Source organism: Streptomyces sp. NPDC029152, from assembly GCF_055564355.1.
This window is the reverse complement of sequence record NZ_JBVHWR010000012.1, coordinates 248,382-267,699: the sequence shown is the minus strand read 5'-3', so window position 1 is coordinate 267,699 and position 19,318 is coordinate 248,382. Positions and strand designations below refer to the sequence as shown.

The window sequence follows — 19,318 nt, the reverse complement described above, 5'->3', positions numbered from 1 at the left end:
CCGCCGGGGGCCGGACGGCCGGTCAGTCCGCGGCGCGGCGCGCTCCGGTGATCGGGCGGACCGGGCGGCTCCCGGCGGGTGCCTGCGAGGCGACCCGTACGCACAGGGCCGTCAGCGCGACCAGTGACGCCAGCACGGCGGCCCCCACGGCGGTCCAGGTGGGCGCGAGGGTGAGGTCGACGGTCCGGGCCACCTCCACCGAGGGTGCCACGGTGCCGTAGAGCTTGGCCGCCGCGAGCGCCGCCGGCAGCACGACCGCCACGGCGAGCACCGGCACGGCGGCGCGCACGGTCAGGAGCAGGGCGACGGCCAGGCAGAGCGCCGACGTCCCGAGCGCGAACGCGTAGCCGCGGACGGACGTGTCGTCCTGGCGCAGCGGGAAGTAGGCCACGCCGCAGCCGGCGAGCGCGACGACGGTGAGCCAGGCCGGCCAGAGCGCCCGCCGGGCGGCGCGCCGGGCCCCGGGGGCGCGGTCACGCGGCGCGCGGTCGCGGGTCCGGACCCTCCGGGCCGGGCGCGGGAACCGGCGCCGTTCGCGGCCCCGGGCTCCGGCTCCGACGGGCGCCGCCGGTCCCTCGACGGACGCCGGCGCCTCGGTTCCGTACGGGTCCTCGGGGGCCGGCTGCGCGAGCAGGGGGTCCGGCCGGTCGGCGTGCGTCCGCTGCTCCTCGGCGAGCCGGCCGATCAGTGCGACCAGGTCCTCCACCGGGCGGCCGGTGGCGGCGGCCCGTACGGCCTCCTGCCCGCAGTGCGGCTCCAGGGGGGTCCGGTGGAGCAGGGCCATCAGCCGGGTCACGTCCTCCACCGAGCGGTGCTCCGCCGCGGCGCGGATCGCCTCGTCCGCACTGTCCGGGTGGCGGGGCGGCCGGGTCAGCAGGCCGGCCAGCCGGGTGACGTCCTCCACCGACCGGCTGACGCCCACCGCGCGGAGCGCGTCGCCCGTGGCCTGCGCGTACCGGGGGGACTGCTCCAGCATCGTGATGAGGTCGACGACCTCCTCCAGCGGCCGGCCCGCCACGGCGGCGCGCACCAGGTCGCCGACGGGGTCGCCGTACGACCGCGCCGCGTCGCCGGGGGCGGCGGGCCCGTGGCCGGGGGGCGTGCGGCCGGCGGTCCCACGGCCCGCGGGTTCGTCGGCGAAGAGGTCCTCGTCGGGGAAGAGGTCCTCGTCGTCCGGTCCGGGGACCGGCTCGTGGTCCTGCTCGTGGGGGGCCGGCGGGTGGAGGCCGGCCGCCCGGGTCCCGCGTTCCCACGGGGCGGGTTCGCGTGGGACGGGCGAGGGCCGGGCCGCGGCGGTCCCGGCGTCGGACCGCGTGCTCGCGGCCGGGACCGTGTGCGTGCCGGTGACCGTGGTCGTCTCCGCGGCCGGCAGGTCCACGGTGGATATGACGTACTCGGGTGTACGGGGTGATGAGGAGCCGGTGGTCATGGATCTTCTCCGTGGGATGGGAGGTGCGGCCGCCCTGCGTCCCCGACATGCGACACGCGGTGTGTGGTGCCATTACTAGGCGCGTCCACCGCACGTGGCCACTCGGGCGGGGCACGGGGATGAGGGGCCCGCGCGCAGCCTTGCCGCCGCGCCGAGCGGGAATCCGACGGACAGGGCACGCGCCGTGCACCGGGAGGAGGGGCGGGATGGACACGACCACAGTGCTGATCGCCGCGGCGGTGTCGCTCGCGGCCGTCGCGCTCTGCGTGGCCGTCGGTGTCCTGGTGCGGCTGGTCCGTACCCGACGGGCCCTCAGGAGAGCGGGGCTGCCCGCCGGACCCCGGTGGGTCTTCTGGGGAGCCGTCCTCTACTTCGTGCTGCCGGCGGACCTCGTGCCCGATCCGGTGTACCTGGACGACATCGGCGTGCTGCTCCTCGCCCTGCGCTCCCTGCGCGGCTCCCCCGGCCGGCGGGACCGGGACGCCGGCCCGCCCCGCGACTACGCTGGGTGAGGAAACCATTCACCCGTTCGACTCGTATAAGTCTCTGGAAGCCGAAGGAAGTCGGCGGACCAGGCGACGGCGCACAGGAACCATCGCTTGATCGGCGCAGCACCGACCAGGGAGAGACGATGCAACCGTTCGCGCTCGACTACGCACGGCCCGCAGTGGGGTTGGAGGCCACCATTCCGTACGTCTACGACTCCGGGCTGCAGTTGAACGTGCTCCTCGACGGACGTGTGGCCGCCTGCGACCACGCGCTGCTGAGGGAACTGGGGACCACGACCTCCACGGCGGGGTCGAAGACCCACTTCGACGACTGAACGCGGACCGCCCGGTATGACCGTGCTGATCCTGACCTGTGAAGAGGACGTCACCGCGGACATGGTGGTCGTGCACCTGAACGCGTCGGGAGTGCCGGTGGTCCGTCTGGACCCCGCCGACCTGACCCGTTCCGTCGCGCTCTCCGGTGAGTTCGCGCACGGCTCCTTCCGCGGCCACCTCTCGTCCGGGGGCCGCCTGGTGAGCATCGGCGGGCTGCGGTCCGTCTGGGTGCGCAGGCCGGGCGGTGCGGCCGCGCGGGCCGCCGAGCCCTCGGCGTGGCTGACCGAGGAGTCCACGCAGGCGCTCTACGGCATGCTCCGCGGCTGCGGGGCGCGGTGGATGAACCAGCCCGACGCGGCCCACCGGGCCCGGTACAAGCCCTGGCAGCTGCGTCTCGCCCAGGAGTGCGGACTGCCCGTGCCGGCCACGCTGATCACGACGTTCCCACGGGCGGCACGCGAGTTCGCCGAGCGCTACCGGGATCTCGTGGTCAAACCCGTCTCCGGCGCGCACCCGCAGGATCCGCCACTGGCGGTGCCGACCAGCAGGGTCCCGCCCGGTGCGGACTTCTCCGCCGTCGCCCACGGCCCGACGCTGTTGCAACGCCGGGTCGCCAAGCGCGCCGACGTCCGTCTCACCGTCGTCGGCGACCGGCTGCTCGCCGCCCGCAGGACGGTCCTCGCCGACCGGGACGCGGAGGTGGACGTCCGCTTCTCCTCGTCCGGTGAGCCGTGGCGGCCGGCCGAGGTGCCGCAGCGCGTCGCCGAGGCCGTGTCGGCCTACATGCGCGGGGCGCGCCTGGCGTACGGGGCCTTCGACTTCGCCGAGGACGGGGACGGCACCTGGTGGTTCCTGGAGTGCAACCAGTCGGGGCAGTTCGGCTTCGTCGAGGTGGACACGGGCCAGCCGATCGCCCGCGCCATCGCCGAGTGGCTGGCCCGTCCGGGCGGTGCGGAGCCGGAGGCGGTGGACGGCGCGGATCCGGCGGTCGTGGGGTGAGCCCCCGTCAGTGCGGGCGCGGGCCGGGCAGCAGCGCGGTGCGCTGCCAGCCGGCGCCCGGGGACGGGGTGCGCTGCCAGCCGGCGCCCGGGGACGGGGTGCGCTCCGCGCCGGGCAGGTGACCGGGCGAGCGCAGGGGGCGCATGACGACCTCCAGTTCCCTGTTCACTCGCTCGGCCTCCCGGCGCACCTGCGTGGGGACGTCACCGCATTCGGCGACGAGTCGGTCGTAGATGGGGGAATCCTGGAACACCCGTCAACGCGCCTTTCGTTTCGTCCGCCCCCGCACGGAGGCGCGACTGTGCAGTCTAGGCGTCCGGACGACCGGTGGTGCGCTTTCCTCCGAGGAGGCGACGGGGGCCCGGGCCGCCGTCACCGGTCTCCCGCCGGGGACGCCGGGGACGGGGCCGCCCGTCGTCCCGGCCGGTCATGCGGTGGGGCCCGCCCCGCGGGATCTGACGGCCCCGCGGGACGGGCCCCGTGCACGGCGGTGTCACACGGCCAGCGACAGTCCGCTCTCCCCGTCCGGTTCCGCCGTCCGGACGGCGTCCGGTGTCCGCCCCTTGGCGAGCAGCAGCGCGTCCGCCTTGGCCACCGCCTCGTGGATGCCGGTCGTCCCCATCATCACGCACAGCGTGTAGCTGACGTCCGCCAGTTCGCGCGCCGTTGCCGGCCGCTCCCTCTCCGCCTGAGCGATCCGCAGCGACGCGTACCGCGTCAGCAACTCCCTGACGACCTTCGGGTCCGGTTCGAGCACGAAGCGCCCCTCTCTCGATTTTCGCTGCGTATGCCCGAACCCTGACGAAACATTCACTCCATGACCACCCTCGCCCGCAGTTGACGGAATTCCTTCGTTTCGTGTCCGGTCGATGCCCCGGCACGTCGACAACGGGGTGGAAAAGGTACAGAACTCCAAAGTGGCGGTCAGGCGACCTGACCGCTGTGCAGGGCCGCGTAGGCCCCTCCCCCGCGCAGGAGTTCCTCGTGGGTGCCGGTCTCCAGGATGCGGCCCTCCCCCATCACCACGATCCGGTCCGCGCCCCGCACGGTGGACAGCCGGTGCGCCACGACGAAGGTGGTGCGTCCGTCGAGCAGCCGGGCGAGAGCCTGCTGGACGAGAGCCTCCGAGCGGGTGTCCAGGGCGGAGGTGGCCTCGTCCAGGACGAGCACCTTGGGGTCGCGGATCAGGGCCCGCGCGATGGCCAGGCGCTGGCGCTGCCCGCCGGACAGCCGGGCGCCGTGCTCCCCGACCAGGGTGTCCAGGCCCTGCGGCAGCCTCTCGACGAACTCCAGCGCGTTGGCGTCGCGCAGTGCCGCGCGCACCGTCTCCTCGTCGGCGTCGTCCATGCCGTAGGCGACGTTCTCCCGGATCGTGCCGTCGAAGAGGATCGACTCCTGCGGCACCACCGAGACGAAGCGCCGGTAGGTGCGCAGGTCCAGGGTGTTCATGTCGGCGCCGTCGAGCAGCAGCCGGCCGCTGGTGGGGCGCAGGAAGCCGATCACCAGGTTGAGCACGGTGGACTTGCCCGCGCCCGACGCGCCGACCAGCGCGACGGTCTCGCCGGGTTCGACCGCGAGGGTGAAGTCGCGTACGGCGGGCCGCCCGTCGCCCTCGTAGACGTGGCCGACGTTCTCGAAGGTGACGGCCCCGCGCAGGGAGGCGAGCTCCGTCTTGCCCTCGTTGTCCTCCAGTTCGGGCGCCTGGAGCACCTCACCGACCGAACGGACGGACTCCAGGCCCTTGGTGATGACCGGGGCCAGTCCCGCCAGCGTCGTCGTGGAGTTGGTCAGCGTGGTCAGGAAGGCGCTGAGCATGACGACGTCGCCGGCGCTGACGCCCCACACGTCGTAGTACGAGACCAGCGCCGCACCCGCGAGGACCAGGACGCCGACGACGTTGAGCACGACCCAGGACAGCGAGCCGAAGCGGCCGTTGACCAGGTCCAGGCGCATGCCGGAGGTGAGCAGCCGGTCCAGGGTGCCGTCCATGCGGCGCAGCGCCTTGCGCTCCAGCCCGTGGGCGCGGGTGACCGGGATCAGCCGGGTCATCTCCGTGACGCGGGAGGAGAGGGTCTCCACCTCGTGCCGGAAGTGCTCGTTGTGGGCGCGCAGCCGGGCGCGCAGGCGGGCGACGAGGAGGGAGGCGGCGGGCACGACGACGAGGAAGACCGGAAGGAACTCCGGTGTGCGGACGGCGATGATGACGAGGCCGCCGGTGAGGACGGTGAGCGCGCCGAGGCCGGTCTCGGCGGTCTGCTGCACCATCTGTTCCACGGTCTCCACGTCCCGCACGACCTTGGCCTGCAGGACGCCGGCGCTGACGCGCGAGTGGTAGCCGATGGAGAGCTGCTGCATGCGCGTGCACAGGGCGGAGCGCAGCGTGGTGCCCATGCGGCGGACGCTGCCGTACAGGAGGCGGACGTACAGCAGGTGCAGCGGGTAGTTGACCACCAGGATGAACATGATGATCCCGGTGCTGGTCCACAGCGTGCCGATCGGCCGGTGCTGGACGACGGTGTCGATGATGGACGCGGTGATGAGGGGCAGCAGCCAGACGGGGCTGTGCTTGACGGTGAACACGGCGACCGCCCCGGCCAGTCGGCGGCGGTCGGCTCGCAGCAGGTAGAAGAGCGTGCGTATCGGGTGCTCGCCCCGGTAACGGTGGTCGAGCGGCATGTCCAACGACGACGCCATCGGCGTGGTCCTCCTGGTGACCGAGGGGAAGGGCAAGCGCTTTCTCGCCTCGCGCTTTCCTACCCCTTCGGCCGGGACCGCGCCACACCGTTCCGCACGTCGGGATGGCCGTGTACCGGAAGGGAGACCCGCGCCTTCTCCCCCGTGGAGGGCGCGGGTCTCAGTCTCCGAGCGTGCGGGCCAGTTCGGTGGTGGCCCGCGCGATCTCGCTGTCGCCCTCCGCCATCAGCCGCTCCAGCTCGCCCCGCCGGGCTCGTACGGCCTGGCGTGCGGCACGCTCCCACGCCACCGGGTTCTCCCGGTGGTTGAGGAGCTTGGGGTAGGCGGCCGCGGTGGTCTCCCACTGCCGGGCGTCGGCGATGTTCTTGAGCAACTGGATGATCTGCGCCCGGCAGTTCACCTGGGGCCACTGGGCCAGCTCCCAGAGGAAGGGCACGGTCGCGGCGGTGGCCTGTTCGACCACGAAGCCGTACTGGCAGATCCGTTTCCGGAGATCGGCTAGGGCGGCCCGGGCGGTCTCGGCGTCGCCCCGGGCGACCTGGTCGAGCAGGCGGGGGATGGCCGCGGCCGGGCCGGTGGAGTCCTGGATCTCGCCCCAGGGCACCTGGTCCAGACCGGCGAGGGGCGCGGTACGGAGCGGGCCGGCCGACGACGCGTGACGGTCGGTGTGCCGGGCGAGCGGCTGAGGTGTCGGAGCGCTGCGCATGGTGTGGGGCCCTTCCGCGGCAGTCGGGTCAGGTGAGGGGATGGGCCCGCAACGTGGCCCAGACGGTCTTGCCCGCCGGAGGTCTCGGGGTCCAGCCCCACTCCTCCGCCAGGGCGTCGACGATGCACAGACCGCGTCCGTGCTCACGCAGGCCGCGGTCGTCGGGTGAGGTGCGTACGGGCGCGCCGCTCCCGGGGTCGGAGACGCTCAGCGTCAGACGGCCGGGGGCCAGACCGAGCGCCAGCCCGATCTCCGGCCGGCCCGCCGCGGCCGGCGGCACCGCGTGCGCCACGGCGTTGGCGGCGAGTTCGGTGACCACGAGGACCGCGTCGTCACCGCGGTGGTCGAGGGACCACCGGCGCAGCGTGTCCCGGGTGAACACCCGGGCACGGGCGAAGCCCTCCCCGCTGCAGGCGATGCGCAGCACCGCGGACGCGGGAGGGACGGACGGTGCCGCGTGGCCGGCGGGGGACGGCCGTTCGGCGGGGCGGGCGGCCGCTCGTGCCGTGTGCGGGAGCCCGCCGGACCGGCTCGCCGCGTCCGTCTCCGGCACGGGCCCGCCGGACGACCGGATCATTAAGTGCGCAGGTGACGACACGGCATCTCCCTGATGCGACGTCAATAGGGGGCGCCCGCCCAGGGGTTGACGCCACGGCTATTATCCACGCAGAAAGCGATCGCGTGCAATTGCACGAGAAATTGCGCAGAAAAAATCGGGCGGGAGCGCGTGAGGTCCGACATGACGCGGCCCGCTCCCGGACGACAAGGAGACCGCGGTGCCCCCAGTGCGGAACGGAGTGCGCGCCAGTTCGCTGGACGCCCGCTGGAAGAAGAGCCGGCACAGCAACGCCGAGGGCAACTGCGTCGAGGTCGCCCTCGTGGACGGGGGCATCGCGATGCGCAACTCCCGCGACCCGGACGGCCCCGCGCTCGTCTACACCTCCGCGGAGGTCGCCGCCTTCCTCGCCGGCGCGAAGGACGGCGAGTTCGACCACCTTCTGTGACGGCGGGCGGGCGGCGGCCGCCGCAGCGCACGCCGACAGCGAAGCGGAGGCCTCCTACCCGATTCCCGCGCGCCCGAGCCGCGAGGACCGGACGGGTGGGATAGTGTGTTCATCAAGTCTGCCGGTCTGCTGGGAGCCAGGATGTCCGCCGCGTCGCCCCGCATCTCCCGTCTCGAACCCTATCTGGACCGGACCGAGCCGGCTCCCACTCTGCTGAAGATGCTCGTCGGCGTGCAGCTGGCGGGCTACCGCGAGGACGCCGGCCTGTCCCAGGAGCAGGCGGCGCGGGAGCTGGGGTTCAGCCCGGCGAAGCTGTCGCGCATGGAGTCGGGCAAGGGGCGCAGGCCCCCGACGGAGAGCGACGTCCGCGCGCTGCTGAAGCTCTACGGCACCGACCCCTACGAGACGTCGGTGCTGCTGAAGCTGTTGCAGCGCGCGGGCGAGCCGGGCTGGTGGCAGCGGTACGACAAGCGCCTGATGCCCGAGTGGTTCGACCGCCTGGTCGGCCTCCAGGAAGCTGCGGCGACCATCCGCACCTTCGAGATCCAGTACGTTCCCGGACTGCTCCAGACCGCGGAGTACACCCGTGCCGTCGTCGAACGCGGCCTGCCGAACGCCCCGGCCACCGAGGTGCAGCGGCGGATCGAACTGCGGATGCGCCGGGCCGAGTTGCTGCACCGCGCGGACGCGCCGCAGCTGTGGGCGATCATCGACGAGTCGGTGCTGCTCCGTGTGCTGGGCGGCCGCGACGTCATGCGGGAACAGCTCGAACACCTCGTCACGATGGCCGGGCGGCCCCATGTGACGCTGCAGATCGTGCCGTTGGACGTGACCAACGCGTCGGCGCCCGCGATCCCGGTGACGTATCTGCGCTTCGGCGGCAGCGACCTGCCCGACGTGGTCTACCTGGAGCACATCAGGAGCGCCAACTTCCTCGAGGACCGCGACGAGACCGAGGAGTACCGGGTCGCCCTGGACCGCCTGGCCGACGAGGCGCTGACCCCGCGCGAGTCCCTGGAGATGCTCCGCGAGACGGTGGCGGGGCGTTACGCCGCGAGGTGAGCGGACGAGGGCGAGCGCGGTGACGGTGTCCGGCGGGAGGGCCGTGCGCCGCGTTCCCGCCGTCGCGCACGGCCCGGTGTTCCGTGCCGGCTAGCGTATGCGGCCCAGGCCGCCGAACTCGATCCACTCGTCGGTGAGCTGACGGGGGACCACCTCGCTGTCCGGGCGCCAGGTGGAGACCTCCACCAGGCCCGGCTCCAGGATGTCCATGCCCTCGAACCATGCCTCGACGTCCTTGGGCTCGCGGACGCGGCCCCAGTGTCCCTGCGTCGTCTCGTTCATGAACTCCGTGACGAACTTCCGCACCTCGGCGTCCTCGCTGACCAGCTGGCACATCACGGCGTAGCTGCCGGGCACGAGCCGCTCGGTCACGCGACGGACCACGGCCGTCGGCCCGTCGGTCTCGCTGTCCGGGATGCAGTGGAAGACCGAGTTGAACAGCACCGCCACCGGCTGCGAGAAGTCGATCAGGCGCTGCGTCTCCGGATGGGAGAGGATCTCCTCGGTCGAGCGCATGTCGGCGTGTATGACCGCGGTGCGGTCGTTCTGGTCGAGCAGCGCCCGGCCGTGGACCAGCACCATCGGGTCGTTGTCGACGTAGACGACCCGCGACTCGGGGGCGACGCTCTGCGCGACCTGGTGCACGTTGTCCTGCGTGGGCAGGCCGGACCCGTGGTCGAGGAACTGCCGGATGCCGTAGTCCTGCGCGAGGACCCTGACGACGCGCTGCAGGAAACGGCGGTTGTTCAGGGCCAGCCGGCGCGTGCTGGGAACGACCTTGTCGAGCTGTTCGACCGCCGCCCGGTCGGCCGCGTAGTTGTCCTTGCCGCCCAGGTAGTAGTCGTACATACGTGCGGCCGTTGGCACGTTGGCGTCGATCTCCGTGGACAGCTGCTTGTCGGCTTGCATCGTTCCCCCAGCTCCGTACCGCGCCAACTGCATTGGCATGACAGAGAGTACATCCTAGGGACCCGCTGGTCAGGCGAACCAGGGGTCGGGCCGAGGGGCCGCCAAGGAGGCTTTCACCAGGCTGGTCGGCGGCCCCTCGCCTCCGTCAGCCGCGTGCGGCCAGGTACGCGTCGACGCCGGGAGCCTGGTGGGCCTCCTCCACGCCGACCAGGCCGCCGACGGCCTCGGCGTCGGGCTTCAGCACGTAGGTGGAGCGGCTGGCGGGCACGGAGACGTCCGTGAAGTTCTGCGGGGTGCCGAGGCCGGTGTCGGCGTCGTGCTGCGAACGGTGCGCCTTGACCACGGCCTCGCGGGTGAGGCTGCCGCCCTCACAGGCCTTCTTCAGGTCGGCGCCGATCAGCTGGGCGGCGTTGTACCCGGAGAGCACACCCGAGTCGGCCGGTGAGCCCGGGTACTTCTTCGCGTAGGAGGCGACCATCTTCCGGACGCCCGGCAGGTCCGAGCTGACGGCCGGTGCCGCGCTGACCACGTGCACCATGGCCTCCAGCGCCTTGGCCGCGGGCGTCTTCATCAGCTGCGGGGCGTACCCCGGCGCGCTGCTGACGATCGGCACCGTCAGGCCCTTGGAGGCCGCCACGCCGGCGAGGGAGGCGGTCTGGGCGGGGCCGGCGCTGATCAGGACGGCCTTCACCCCCGCCTTGCTCAGCGCCGACACCTGTGCGGACAGATCGGTGTCGGTGGCCTTGATCTTCTGGCCGACCACCTTCATCCCGGCCTTCTCGGCGGCCCACGTCGAGCCCTCCAGCGCGTTGGCGCCGTAGTCGCCCTCGAAGTAGACGTGACCGATGGCGTCGCCCTCGGCGACCTTCTCGGTGCGGGTCAGGAAGTCGACGGCGGCGATCATGTCGAGGTCGTAGGTGGTGCCGAGGACCTGGACGGAGTCCTTGCCGAGCAGGGAGGCGGCCCAGGCCTGCGGGAAGGTCAGCACGTGGTCGCGTTCGATGTCGTCGAGCAGGGCGGCGACCACCGGCGAGCCGATGACTTGGGGCAGGGCGACGACGTCCGGGGAGATGTCGGCGTAGGCGGTGACCGCCTTCTGCACGTCGTAGCCGTGGTCCTTGACGACGATCTCCACCTTGCGCCCGCAGATGCCGCCCGCGGCGTTGGTCTCGTCGGCCCACATCTGCTGGGCCTGCACGATGCTCTTGCCGAGGGTGGCGTAGGGGCCGGTGAGGTCGGTCAGGGCACCGAGCCTGATGGCCTTGTCGCTGACTCCGGGACCGGCCTTGACGCCGTCGGCGCCGTCGCCGGTGCTCTTGCCGTCCGCCTTGGAGCTGCAGGCGGTGCCCGCGAGCAGCACGGCGGCCAGGGCCGCGGCCAGCGCGGCGGTCCGGGTGGCGCGGGGCCTGGGGTGCGTGACGTTCACGGGGTGTGCTCCTTGGCTCGTGCGGTGGTGGCGGGGGTGGTCCGGGGCGTGGCCCCGGTGTCGGGAGGGCCGGTGACCGGGGGCCGGCGGCGCAGGCGGGCGCGGGTGCGGCGGGCCAGGCCGTGGAGGCCGTCGGGGGCGTGGAGGAGGATCACGACGATCGCCGCGCCGTAGAGGTAGCGGGCGGCCTCGGTGGGGCCGATCGAACCGTCGCCCGAGCCGGGGGTCGCGACCAGGGGCAGCTGGTCGGCGTAGCGCGTCATCAGCAGGGGCAGCGCGGTGACGAAGACGGCCCCGGCGGTGGCCCCGGCGACGGATCCCAGACCGCCGATGACGATCATGGCGAGGTAGTCGACGGACAGGGCGAGGGAGAAGTAGTCGGGCACGACGCGGCGGAAGGAGAGCGCCAGCAGCACGCCGGCGAGGCCCGCGTACATCGAGGAGACGACGAACGCCGCCGAGCGGTACCCCGCCACGTGGACGCCCATCACGGACGCCGCCGTCTCGCTGTCGCGCAGCGCCACCAGGGCGCGCCCGGGGCGTCCGCGCAGCAGCCCGCGCGCGGTGAACCAGGTGACGGCGAACAGGGCGAGGCCCAGGTACCAGAGCCGTTCCTCGGAGCCGAACGGCACTCCCAGGACCGTCAGTTCCGGGTCGGACTCGGCGAACGCGAACCCGCCGAGCTCCAGCGGCGGCACCGAGCGCCCGTTGAAGCCGCCGGTGACGGAGTCCGCGGTGAGCAGGACGTGGTGGCCGAGGAAGACGAGGGCGAGGGTGGCCACGCCCAGGTAGATGCCCTTCACCCGGCCGGCGACGGGACTGAACAGTCCGCCCGCGGCCCCGGCGAGCAGGACCGCGAGGACCGCGGCGAGCGCCGGCGGCAGCCCCGGTCCGGGCTCGCCCGCCAGCCACACGTAGCCGTAGGCGCCGACGGCGAGGAAGAAGGCGTGCCCGAGGGAGAGCTGTCCGGCGGTGCCGCTGAGCAGGCCGAGTCCCACGGCGCCGATGGCCGCGGCCATCGAGAACAGGCCGATGCGCAGCCAGAAGGCGTCCAGGTAGAAGGGCAGGACGCACAGGAGAAGGGCGGTCAGGAGCAGCGGACCGCGCCTGAGGAGGCCGTTCGTCTTGCGGAGGTCAGACACGGGCCGCTCCCTTCGCCGCGAACAGTCCTGCCGGGCGGACCAGGAGGACCAGCACCATCACCGCGTACGGGGCGACGTCGCCGAAGCCCTCGCCGAGGAGGTGCAGGTCGGACTGGTAGCCGGCGACGAACGCCTCGGTGAGGCCGATCAGCATGCTGCCGACCAGGGCACCGACCGGAGAGGCCATGCCGCCGAGGATGGCGGCCGGGAAGGCCTTCAGGGCGATCTGGCCCGTGGTGCGCTCCAGGCCCGGCGCCGGGAAGGCGACGAGGAAGACCGCGGCGAGCGCGGCGAGGCCGCCGGCCAGGCACCAGGCGACGGTGCGGATCCGGGTCAGCCGTACGCCCATGAGGGCGGCGGCCTCGGCGTCCTCGGCCGCCGCGCGCAGGGCGAGGCCCCAGGGGGTGAACCGGAAGAGGGCGAAGGCGCCTCCGATGGCCACGGCGGACACCAGGATCGCGGCGACGCGGCTGTCGGCGACGGTCACCGGCCCCAGGTCGGTCACCGCGTCGCCCCAGGGGTCGCCGAGGGGCAGCAGGTCGCCTCCGATGCGCCGGGCCAGGTCGGTGACCAGGACGATGTCGATGCCGATGGTCACGATGGTCTGCACATGGGCGCCGTGGGCGTCCTGCTCCCCGCGCTGGAGGAGCAGCCGGTCGAGCGCGCCGGCCACGGCGGCCGTGACGACGACCGCGAGGGCCAGCGCGCCGGCGAAGCCGAGGTCGTCGTGGAGGACGGCGACCAGGTAGCCGCCGAGCAGCAGCAGGGAGCCGTGGGCGAAGTTGAGGACGCCGGAGGCCTTGAAGATGGTGACGAAGCCGAGCGCGATCAGGGCGTAGACCGAGCCGAGGGCGAGACCGTTCAGGAGGTTGTCGAGGAAGCCGCTCATGCCGCGTCCTCCCCGGTGGTGCCGGTGCCCAGGTAGGCGCGCAGCACCTCGGGGTCGCGGCGGACCTCGTCCGGGGTGCCGTGGGCGATGGCCCTGCCGAAGTCGAGGACGGTGACGTCGTCGGCGAGCCGCATGACCAGACCCATGTCGTGCTCCACCAGGACGACGGACAGGCCGAGTTCGGCGCGGACCTCCCGGACGACCTCGGTCATGCGGACGCGTTCGGCGGCGTTCATGCCGGCCACGGGTTCGTCGAGCAACAGCACACGGGGCTCCAGGCAGAGGGCGCGGGCGAGTTCGACCCGCTTGCGGTCGCCGTAGGGGAGCAGGGCGACGGGTGAGTCGAAGTGGGACCCGATACCGGTGAGTTCGGCGATCTCGCGGGCCTTGGCGAGGTGTTCGCGCTGTTCGCGCACGGCGCGCGGCAGGCGCAGGGCGCTGGCGGCGAAGCCGGCGCGGGACAGGGCGTGGCGGCCGAGCATCAGGTTGTCGGCGACGGTGCCCTGGGTGGTGACGATGTTCTGGAAGGTGCGGGCCACGCCGAGGGCGGCGATCCGGTGCGGGGCGAGCCGGGTCAGTTCGGCGTCGCCGAGCCGTACGGTGCCGGCGGCGGGCCGGTACAGGCCCGACAGGACGTTGAAGCAGGTGGACTTGCCGGCGCCGTTGGGTCCGATGACGGCGTGCACGGTGCCCGGGGCGACCGTGAAGGAGACGCCGTCGAGGGCGGTGAGGCCGGCGAAGCGCACGGTCACGTCACGGACCTCGAGGGCGGGGGGCGCGGTGGTACGGGTGGTCACGCGGCCCCCTGGTCGTCGGCGGCCTCGCCCAGGTAGAGGCGGCGTACGGCATCGGTCCGCGCGAGTTCGGCGGCGGGGCCGGACAGGCGGATCTCGCCGACCTCCAGGACGTGGGCGTGGCCGGCGAGGGAGAGCGCCATGCCGGCGTTCTGCTCGACCAGGAGGACGGCGGTGCCCTGGGTGTTGATCTCGCGGACCACCTCGGCGATCCGGTCCACCATGAGCGGGGCGAGCCCGAGGGAGGGTTCGTCGAGGAGGAGCAGGCGGGGCGCCGCCATCAGGGCGCGTCCGATGGCCAGCATCTGCTGCTCGCCGCCGGACAGCAGGCCCGCGGCCTGGCGGGTGCGTTCAGCCAGGCGCGGGAAGAGGGCGAAGACGCGGTCCCGGGCCTCGCGGACCTGGGCCGGGGCGCGCCGGGAGAGGCCGAGGCCGCCGGCCCGCAGGTTCTCGTCGACGGTGAGCCCGGCGAACACCCGCCTGCCCTCGGGCACCTGCACGACGCCGGCGCGGACGGCGGCGACCGGGTCGCGGCCGTCGAGGGCCGTGTCGCCGTAGCGGACCCGGCCGGCCGTGATCGCGCCGCGGTGCAGGCGCAGGGTGCCCGAGACCGCGCGCAGCAGGGTCGTCTTGCCGGCGCCGTTGGCACCGAGCAGCGCGACGACGCCGCCGTGCGGGACGGTCAGGGACACGGAACGGAGAGCGGACAGGGCGCGCCCGTACGTCACGTCGAGGTGCTCGACGTGCAGGGCGGGCTCACCGTCCGGTGGTGCTGCGGGCATCGCGGCTCCTGAGGACCGTGCCGGGAGGGGCACGGTGACGGGGGAAGGGGCGCTCACCACAGCACGGGGGGCGGGGTGCGTACAGGGGGTACGGGACGGGTCGCTGCGGCGTCCCAGTCGGGGGGCGGGGAGTCTGTGCGGATGCCCACCCGGGGGGCGGGGCCGGGCGGAGGGGTGCGGATGCGGCCCGGCGCGGGTGGGGTGACCGGCGTGAGGGCTGGGCGGGGGTGGGTCGCGAAGCCCGGCGCTGCCGGGGTGCCTCCCCCGCTCTCGGCCTCGCTCGATCGGGGGGACCCCCACCGCCCACCCGTGCCGCCCTGGGGTACCTCCCAGGCTGTTCAGGCACGGGGGGAGGCACGACTGCCCGCGGCTGGGACGAGGGGCGCGACGCGGCACGACTGCCCGTGGGCGGGTCAGGTGGGGAGGAGGCGGTGGGCGGTGAGGGCGAGGGTGATCTCCACGAGGTCGGCCGGGCGGGCCAGGGAGCGGCCGGTCAGTTGTTCGCAGCGGCGCAGGCGGTTGAGGACGGTGTTGCGGTGGCAGTAGAGGCGTTCGCCGGCCCGCTGCGCCGAGCCGTCGCAGTCGAGCCACGTCGTCAGGGTGGCCAGCAGGACGTCCCGGTCGGCGGGCTCCAGCCGCAGCAGCGGGCCGAGCACCCTGTCGGCGAGGGTCCGGCCGAGGTCGGGGCCGGTCGCGACCAGGGCGGCGGGGAGGTGGTCGGCCAGCCGGACGACGCCGCCGTCCTCGGGACAGATGCGCAGGGCGGTGTCGGCGTACCCGCGCGCCTCGCCGACGGCGGCCAGCCCTTCGACGGGGCTGCCGATGCCGATCCGCGGGCCGGGGGCGGTGTCCCCCGGTGCCGGCAGCTCGTCGTCCCCGGGACCGAGCAGCACGATGCCGTGGTCCACCTCGGCCCCGGTGTGCCAGTGGACGCGGGTGCCGTCCGGCACGACGGCGGCGCGGGCGGCCGAGCGGGCGTGGTTCACGCCGGTGACGGCGACGACGACGTACCGGCCCTGCTCCGGCAGATCCAGCGCCTGCGCCGCCTCCGGCAGGTCGGCGATGCGGCTGGTGCCGTCCAGCAGGCCGGCCGCCAGCAGCCGGGCCCGGTTCTCCCGGCGGCGGCTCAGCTGCCACTCGGTCTGCCGGTAGGCGTCCGCGACGAGCGTGCAGTGCTCGTCGACGAAGTTCCACACGTCGGCGGCCACGTGCACCAGCAGCCGGACGTCCTCGGGCGCGGTGCGGGAGGTCTCCTCCACCAGCCGCTGCCACACCAGGGACCCGCCGAGGCGGAAGGCGTGCAGCAGGGCGTCCAGCGGCAGCCCCTGTTCGGCGCGGGTGGTGCCGATCCGCCAGGAGCAGCGGCGGGCCGCGTCCCGGGCGCCCCTCGGGTCGAGCAGCGAGGTCACGCTGTGCCGCAGCGAGCGGTGCGCCTCCTGCCAGGTCGCGGTGGGGTCCTTCGCCAGGGCGGCGCGGTACGCCGGTTCCAGCTCCCGCAGCAGCGCCACCAGCCGGTCGGTCAGCCCCGGCAGGTCGTCGAGCAGCCCGCGGGCCGCCCGGTGCAGGACCCGCAGGGCGTCGGCGTCCATGAGCGAGGCGACGCTCGGTGTCCGCGGGCGCGGAACGGGCGTCAGTCCGGCGGTGCGGATCGCTGCTCGTGACCGTACGGCGTGTTGCATCGCGGTCCTCCCCAGGCCAGGGCTCACGGAGGAGACCCGCGGCGGGCGTGCGCCCGCGCCCGGCCTGCCCCCTGACTCGTCCTGCCCCGAAGGATGGCATACCGTCTGGTCGGTCCCTAGGGTTGTGCACCGGTCTTTTCGGCCCGTTCCCCCTGTTCCGCCTGTTCGACCACGCGCGCCAGCTCCAGCCGGGACCGTACGCCGAGGGCCGCGAACACCTTGCGGAGGTGGTAGTCGACGGTGCGGGTGCTCACCGCGAGGGTCAGCGCGACCTCCCGGTTGGTGGCGCCCTCGGCGACGTGCCGGGCGATGCGCAGCTGCTGCGGTGTCAGCCGGGTGAGTGTGCCGGTCCCCGCGGAGCCGCGCGAGGCGGCCCCGAGCGCCCGCAGCTCGCCGCGCGCCTGCTCGGCCCAGACGCCGGCGCCGCATCGCTCGAAGCCGGCCAGCGCGCTGCCGAGGCGGTCGCGGGCCTCGCGCGGTCGGCGTCGCCGGCGCAGCCACTTCCCGTACAGCAGGGCGGTGCGGGCCCGTTCGAAGTCGCCGCCCGCCTCGTCGTGCCGGGCGAGCGCGCGCACGTACAGCGCGTCGGCGTCCTCCGGCGGGGCCAGCAGGGCGTGGCAGCGGGCCAGTTGGGCGGCGGCCTGCGAGTCGGCGCCGAAGGCCGCCCAGCCCGCGAAGTCCGTCAGGAGCGTCCGGGCGTCCTCGTGCCGGCCGGCGAGGACGGCGGCCTCCACGAAGCAGGGCACGGCCAGCCGCCACACCGCGAAGTGCCCGCGCCGGGGTCCGGGGAGGACCAGGAGGCCGAGCCGGTCGGCGGCGTCGAAGGGACGGCCGCGCCCGAGGTCGGCACGGGCCGCCGCCCACTCCGCCAGGGTGGCCGCCTGGGCCAGTCCGTGCCGGCGGGCGGTGGCCAGCGCCGCCGTCACGTGCCGGGCGACGACGTCGGGCTCGTCCTCGATCGACGCCGCGAGGGCCAGCACCGCCCGGTGGTGGGCCGCCGTGTTGCGCTGCCCGGCCCGCGACGCGGTGCGCAGGCCCTCCTCGGCGTGGGCGCGGGCCTGCGGATGCCGGCCCGCGCGCAGTTCGGCGTAGGCGAGGTACTCCAGTGCCCGCGGGACCAGCGCGTCCGATCCGAGGTGGCGGGCGGCGGCGAGGGCCCGCGCCCCGGCCCGGCGGGCGGCGTCCACCTCGCCCAGCAGCAGCGCTGCCGCAGCCGCCCGCAGCAGCCCCTCGGGGCGCTCCCCGGTCCCGGCACGCTCCACGACGCGCCCGAGCGGTGCCGCCGCGCGGTCCAGCCGCCCTTCGAGCAGCGCCCGCATGCCGACGCGGTGGTCGCGCACCGGATCGGCGTGCGGGACGGCGGCGGACACGCGCGGCCGTCCGGCGCTGCCGGGGCCGGCGGTCCGGCCGGGCGGGTGCGGTTCCGGGCCGAGGGTGGCCAGGCACGCCGGCAGGTCCCCGGCCGCCCAGGCCGCGTCGGCGGCGGACAGGGCCGCGGCCGCGGCCTGGGCGGGGGCCTCGGCGGCGAGCAGGGAGGCGGCCAGCAGCAGGGACTGGTGCGCGTCGCCGACGGGGCCGTCCCACAGTTCCGTCAGTCCGCGCACCAGCTCGGCCCGCCCCCGGATCACGGCGGATGCGGCACACTCCCGGGCCTTGGCGAGCAGCGGACGCGCCCGGTACGGCCGGCCGGCGAGCAGCTCCTGCTCGGCCGCGGCCGTGTACCGCTCCGCCCGGAGCGGGCCGTCGGCCGACAGTTCGGCGGCACGGGCGTACGCCGTCGCGCGCAGCCGGTGCGGCGCGGTGGATTCGTCGGCCGCCCGGGCCGCGAGCCGGTCCGCGAGTGCCGGCGCGGGACCGGCGCCCGCCGGGGACCAGGCGTGGTGGAGCAGCGCGGGCAGCCGCTGCCCGGCCGCCTCCAGGACCTCGGCCAGCGCGCGGTGGGCCGCGTGACGGCGGTCCGGTGCGGCGGTGGCGTGGACGGTGCGGCCGACCAGCGGGCTGCGGAAGCGGAGCCGGCCCTCGCAGAGCGCGAGGAGCCCGGGCGCCGGTTCCAGGCACGGCGCGGGCGCGGTGGCCGGCCTCAGGAGCCGTACGGCGTCCAGGACGAGGCCGGCGTCGACGTCCGGGGCGTCCGACGCCCGGGCGGCCGCCGCCGTCGTCAGCAGCAGGTCCCGTACGTCCGGCGGCAGCCCGGTCAGGGCCGCGCCCGCCACGTCCCGCAGGGTGCCGGCGTCCGCCAGGGGTCTGGGCAGCGGCCGGTGCCCGCGCAGTTCGGCGGGCGACAGGCGGCGGACCAGGGCGAGCAGCAGACCCGGGTTGCCCTCCGCCTCGGCCAGCAGTTCCGCGCGCACGGCCGGGTCGGCGGTGCCGTCGGTCGCGTCGTCCAGCAGGGCGTCGGCCTGCGGCGGCGTCAGCGGGTCCAGGCGTACGGCGGGCAGGTGGGCGAACTCCGGGTCGACGGCGCGGTGCCCGGCCGCGGAGAGGAGCAGACCGACCCGGGCCGCCGGGCGCAGGTGCTCGGCCGCACGGCCCAGGGCGGCCCGGGCCGGCGGGTCCCACAGATGCGCGTCGTCCACGCACACGAGCAGCGGGCCGTCGCCGGCTGCCGTCCGCAGGCCGGCGAGCAGTTCCTCGGCCGGCACGGGCGCGTACCGGTCCGCCGGGGCGCCGAGGCGCAGTACGGGACCGGCCGTGAAGGTCCCGGCGGCCCACTGGAGGAGGGTGGTGCGGCCGAGCCCGGGTTCCCCGGTCACCACCAGGTGGCCGCCGCGGGTGGCCAGTCCGTCCAGCAGCTCCCCCACCGCCCGCCGTTGCGCGCCGTGGCCGTGGATCCGCACGGTTGTGCGTACGGTCGTCTCTCCGGTCATTCCCGGAAGGCTACGCGCGCGTAACCAGAGGTGGAAGGCACCGGTCCACTCCCGCCGCGCACCGGTTCGGCCGGGCGTCGGCCGCCCCACCAGCGGTTCCCTCGCGGTGCGG

Annotated in this window: 19 protein-coding genes; 5 read left to right on the top strand and 14 right to left on the bottom strand. The window is 74.7% G+C overall.

The annotated features are described in order from the left end of the window. Nucleotides 1-22 precede the first annotated feature (22 nt). Nucleotides 23-1,429 carry a hypothetical protein gene (locus tag ACZ4V6_RS25515; protein WP_467831541.1) on the bottom strand — a complete coding sequence of 469 codons (1,407 nt, stop codon included), beginning with the start codon at nt 1,427-1,429 and terminating at the stop codon, nt 23-25. A gap of 206 nt (nt 1,430-1,635) precedes the next feature. On the opposite strand from ACZ4V6_RS25515, the gene ACZ4V6_RS25510 reads away from it, so the two are divergent. The 3 genes from ACZ4V6_RS25510 (at nt 1,636) to tgmB (ending at nt 3,252) form a co-directional block, all read left to right on the top strand. Further along, nucleotides 1,636-1,941 (top strand): YkvA family protein, encoded by a 306-nt coding sequence (locus ACZ4V6_RS25510; protein WP_467831539.1) that lies wholly within the window; start codon nt 1,636-1,638, stop codon nt 1,939-1,941. A 119-nt stretch (nt 1,942-2,060) separates the two neighbouring features. Next, a complete protein-coding gene (gene tgmA, locus ACZ4V6_RS25505; protein WP_467831536.1) occupies nt 2,061-2,252 on the top strand; it encodes a putative ATP-grasp-modified RiPP in 192 nt (63 codons plus the stop codon). A gap of 16 nt (nt 2,253-2,268) precedes the next feature. Next, entirely contained in the window at nt 2,269-3,252 is a 984-nt protein-coding gene (tgmB, locus tag ACZ4V6_RS25500) for an ATP-grasp ribosomal peptide maturase (RefSeq protein ID WP_467831533.1), read from the top strand. 7 nt (nt 3,253-3,259) lie between these two features. Here the strand turns inward: tgmB and ACZ4V6_RS25495 are convergent, their stop codons facing one another. From ACZ4V6_RS25495 to ACZ4V6_RS25475, 5 genes are all read right to left on the bottom strand, one after another. Then, on the bottom strand, nt 3,260-3,505 hold the full coding sequence (locus ACZ4V6_RS25495; protein ID WP_467831531.1) for a hypothetical protein: 246 nt from the start codon (nt 3,503-3,505) through the stop codon (nt 3,260-3,262). A gap of 240 nt (nt 3,506-3,745) precedes the next feature. Next, nucleotides 3,746-4,009: a DUF5133 domain-containing protein gene (locus tag ACZ4V6_RS25490; RefSeq protein WP_467831528.1), complete on the bottom strand. Its 264-nt coding sequence runs from the start codon at nt 4,007-4,009 to the stop codon at nt 3,746-3,748. A gap of 167 nt (nt 4,010-4,176) precedes the next feature. Continuing rightward, nucleotides 4,177-5,946: an ABC transporter ATP-binding protein gene (locus tag ACZ4V6_RS25485; RefSeq protein ID WP_467831526.1), complete on the bottom strand. Its 1,770-nt coding sequence runs from the start codon at nt 5,944-5,946 to the stop codon at nt 4,177-4,179. A 160-nt stretch (nt 5,947-6,106) separates the two neighbouring features. Continuing rightward, nucleotides 6,107-6,652 carry a hypothetical protein gene (locus ACZ4V6_RS25480; protein ID WP_467831523.1) on the bottom strand — a complete coding sequence of 182 codons (546 nt, stop codon included), beginning with the start codon at nt 6,650-6,652 and terminating at the stop codon, nt 6,107-6,109. A gap of 28 nt (nt 6,653-6,680) precedes the next feature. After that, a complete protein-coding gene (locus ACZ4V6_RS25475) occupies nt 6,681-7,229 on the bottom strand; it encodes an ATP-binding protein (RefSeq protein ID WP_467831520.1) in 549 nt (182 codons plus the stop codon). Between the two features lie 199 nt (nt 7,230-7,428). On the opposite strand from ACZ4V6_RS25475, the gene ACZ4V6_RS25470 reads away from it, so the two are divergent. Further along, complete coding sequence (locus ACZ4V6_RS25470; protein ID WP_467831518.1) at nt 7,429-7,656, top strand: DUF397 domain-containing protein; 228 nt, start codon at nt 7,429-7,431, stop codon at nt 7,654-7,656. Nucleotides 7,657-7,797: 141 nt separating this feature from the next. Continuing rightward, the gene (locus tag ACZ4V6_RS25465) at nt 7,798-8,718 is read left to right on the top strand and encodes a helix-turn-helix domain-containing protein (protein ID WP_467831597.1); all 921 of its coding nucleotides are present in this window, start codon (nt 7,798-7,800) and stop codon (nt 8,716-8,718) included. 90 nt (nt 8,719-8,808) lie between these two features. Here the strand turns inward: ACZ4V6_RS25465 and ACZ4V6_RS25460 are convergent, their stop codons facing one another. From ACZ4V6_RS25460 to ACZ4V6_RS25425, 8 genes are all read right to left on the bottom strand, one after another. Then, on the bottom strand, nt 8,809-9,627 hold the full coding sequence (locus ACZ4V6_RS25460) for an SAM-dependent methyltransferase (RefSeq protein ID WP_467831516.1): 819 nt from the start codon (nt 9,625-9,627) through the stop codon (nt 8,809-8,811). Nucleotides 9,628-9,772: 145 nt separating this feature from the next. Beyond that, nucleotides 9,773-11,053, bottom strand: a complete 1,281-nt coding sequence (locus tag ACZ4V6_RS25455; RefSeq protein ID WP_467831514.1) for an ABC transporter substrate-binding protein — start codon at nt 11,051-11,053, stop codon at nt 9,773-9,775. Next, nucleotides 11,050-12,195 carry a branched-chain amino acid ABC transporter permease gene (locus ACZ4V6_RS25450; RefSeq protein ID WP_467831511.1) on the bottom strand — a complete coding sequence of 382 codons (1,146 nt, stop codon included), beginning with the start codon at nt 12,193-12,195 and terminating at the stop codon, nt 11,050-11,052. Before ACZ4V6_RS25450 ends, ACZ4V6_RS25455 begins: the two co-directional genes overlap by 4 nt. Continuing rightward, the gene (locus ACZ4V6_RS25445) at nt 12,188-13,084 is read right to left on the bottom strand and encodes a branched-chain amino acid ABC transporter permease (RefSeq protein ID WP_467831508.1); all 897 of its coding nucleotides are present in this window, start codon (nt 13,082-13,084) and stop codon (nt 12,188-12,190) included. Before ACZ4V6_RS25445 ends, ACZ4V6_RS25450 begins: the two co-directional genes overlap by 8 nt. Further along, on the bottom strand, nt 13,081-13,881 hold the full coding sequence (locus ACZ4V6_RS25440) for an ABC transporter ATP-binding protein (protein ID WP_467831506.1): 801 nt from the start codon (nt 13,879-13,881) through the stop codon (nt 13,081-13,083). The genes ACZ4V6_RS25445 and ACZ4V6_RS25440 overlap by 4 nt, the downstream gene beginning before the upstream one ends. Continuing rightward, nucleotides 13,878-14,660, bottom strand: coding sequence for an ABC transporter ATP-binding protein (locus ACZ4V6_RS25435; RefSeq protein WP_467831503.1), 783 nt, complete (start codon nt 14,658-14,660; stop codon nt 13,878-13,880). Before ACZ4V6_RS25435 ends, ACZ4V6_RS25440 begins: the two co-directional genes overlap by 4 nt. 413 nt (nt 14,661-15,073) lie before the next feature. Further along, nucleotides 15,074-16,339, bottom strand: coding sequence for an RsbRD N-terminal domain-containing protein (locus ACZ4V6_RS25430; protein ID WP_467831501.1), 1,266 nt, complete (start codon nt 16,337-16,339; stop codon nt 15,074-15,076). Between the two features lie 116 nt (nt 16,340-16,455). Next, nucleotides 16,456-19,206, bottom strand: coding sequence for a helix-turn-helix transcriptional regulator (locus ACZ4V6_RS25425; RefSeq protein WP_467831499.1), 2,751 nt, complete (start codon nt 19,204-19,206; stop codon nt 16,456-16,458). Nucleotides 19,207-19,318: the final 112 nt, after the last annotated feature.

What these genes read in the sequence shown, in the direction of transcription:
- ACZ4V6_RS25515 (WP_467831541.1), bottom strand. Translation starts at nt 1,429, where the DNA reads ATGACCACCGGCTCCTCATCACCCCGTACACCCGAGTACGTCATATCC.
- ACZ4V6_RS25510 (WP_467831539.1), top strand. Translation starts at nt 1,636, where the DNA reads ATGGACACGACCACAGTGCTGATCGCCGCGGCGGTGTCGCTCGCGGCC.
- tgmA (WP_467831536.1), top strand. Translation starts at nt 2,061, where the DNA reads ATGCAACCGTTCGCGCTCGACTACGCACGGCCCGCAGTGGGGTTGGAG.
- tgmB (WP_467831533.1), top strand. Translation starts at nt 2,269, where the DNA reads ATGACCGTGCTGATCCTGACCTGTGAAGAGGACGTCACCGCGGACATG.
- ACZ4V6_RS25485 (WP_467831526.1), bottom strand. Translation starts at nt 5,946, where the DNA reads ATGGCGTCGTCGTTGGACATGCCGCTCGACCACCGTTACCGGGGCGAG.
- ACZ4V6_RS25480 (WP_467831523.1), bottom strand. Translation starts at nt 6,652, where the DNA reads ATGCGCAGCGCTCCGACACCTCAGCCGCTCGCCCGGCACACCGACCGT.
- ACZ4V6_RS25475 (WP_467831520.1), bottom strand. Translation starts at nt 7,229, where the DNA reads ATGATCCGGTCGTCCGGCGGGCCCGTGCCGGAGACGGACGCGGCGAGC.
- ACZ4V6_RS25465 (WP_467831597.1), top strand. Translation starts at nt 7,798, where the DNA reads ATGTCCGCCGCGTCGCCCCGCATCTCCCGTCTCGAACCCTATCTGGAC.
- ACZ4V6_RS25460 (WP_467831516.1), bottom strand. Translation starts at nt 9,627, where the DNA reads ATGCAAGCCGACAAGCAGCTGTCCACGGAGATCGACGCCAACGTGCCA.
- ACZ4V6_RS25445 (WP_467831508.1), bottom strand. Translation starts at nt 13,084, where the DNA reads ATGAGCGGCTTCCTCGACAACCTCCTGAACGGTCTCGCCCTCGGCTCG.
- ACZ4V6_RS25435 (WP_467831503.1), bottom strand. Translation starts at nt 14,660, where the DNA reads ATGCCCGCAGCACCACCGGACGGTGAGCCCGCCCTGCACGTCGAGCAC.
- ACZ4V6_RS25430 (WP_467831501.1), bottom strand. Translation starts at nt 16,339, where the DNA reads ATGCAACACGCCGTACGGTCACGAGCAGCGATCCGCACCGCCGGACTG.
- ACZ4V6_RS25425 (WP_467831499.1), bottom strand. Translation starts at nt 19,206, where the DNA reads ATGACCGGAGAGACGACCGTACGCACAACCGTGCGGATCCACGGCCAC.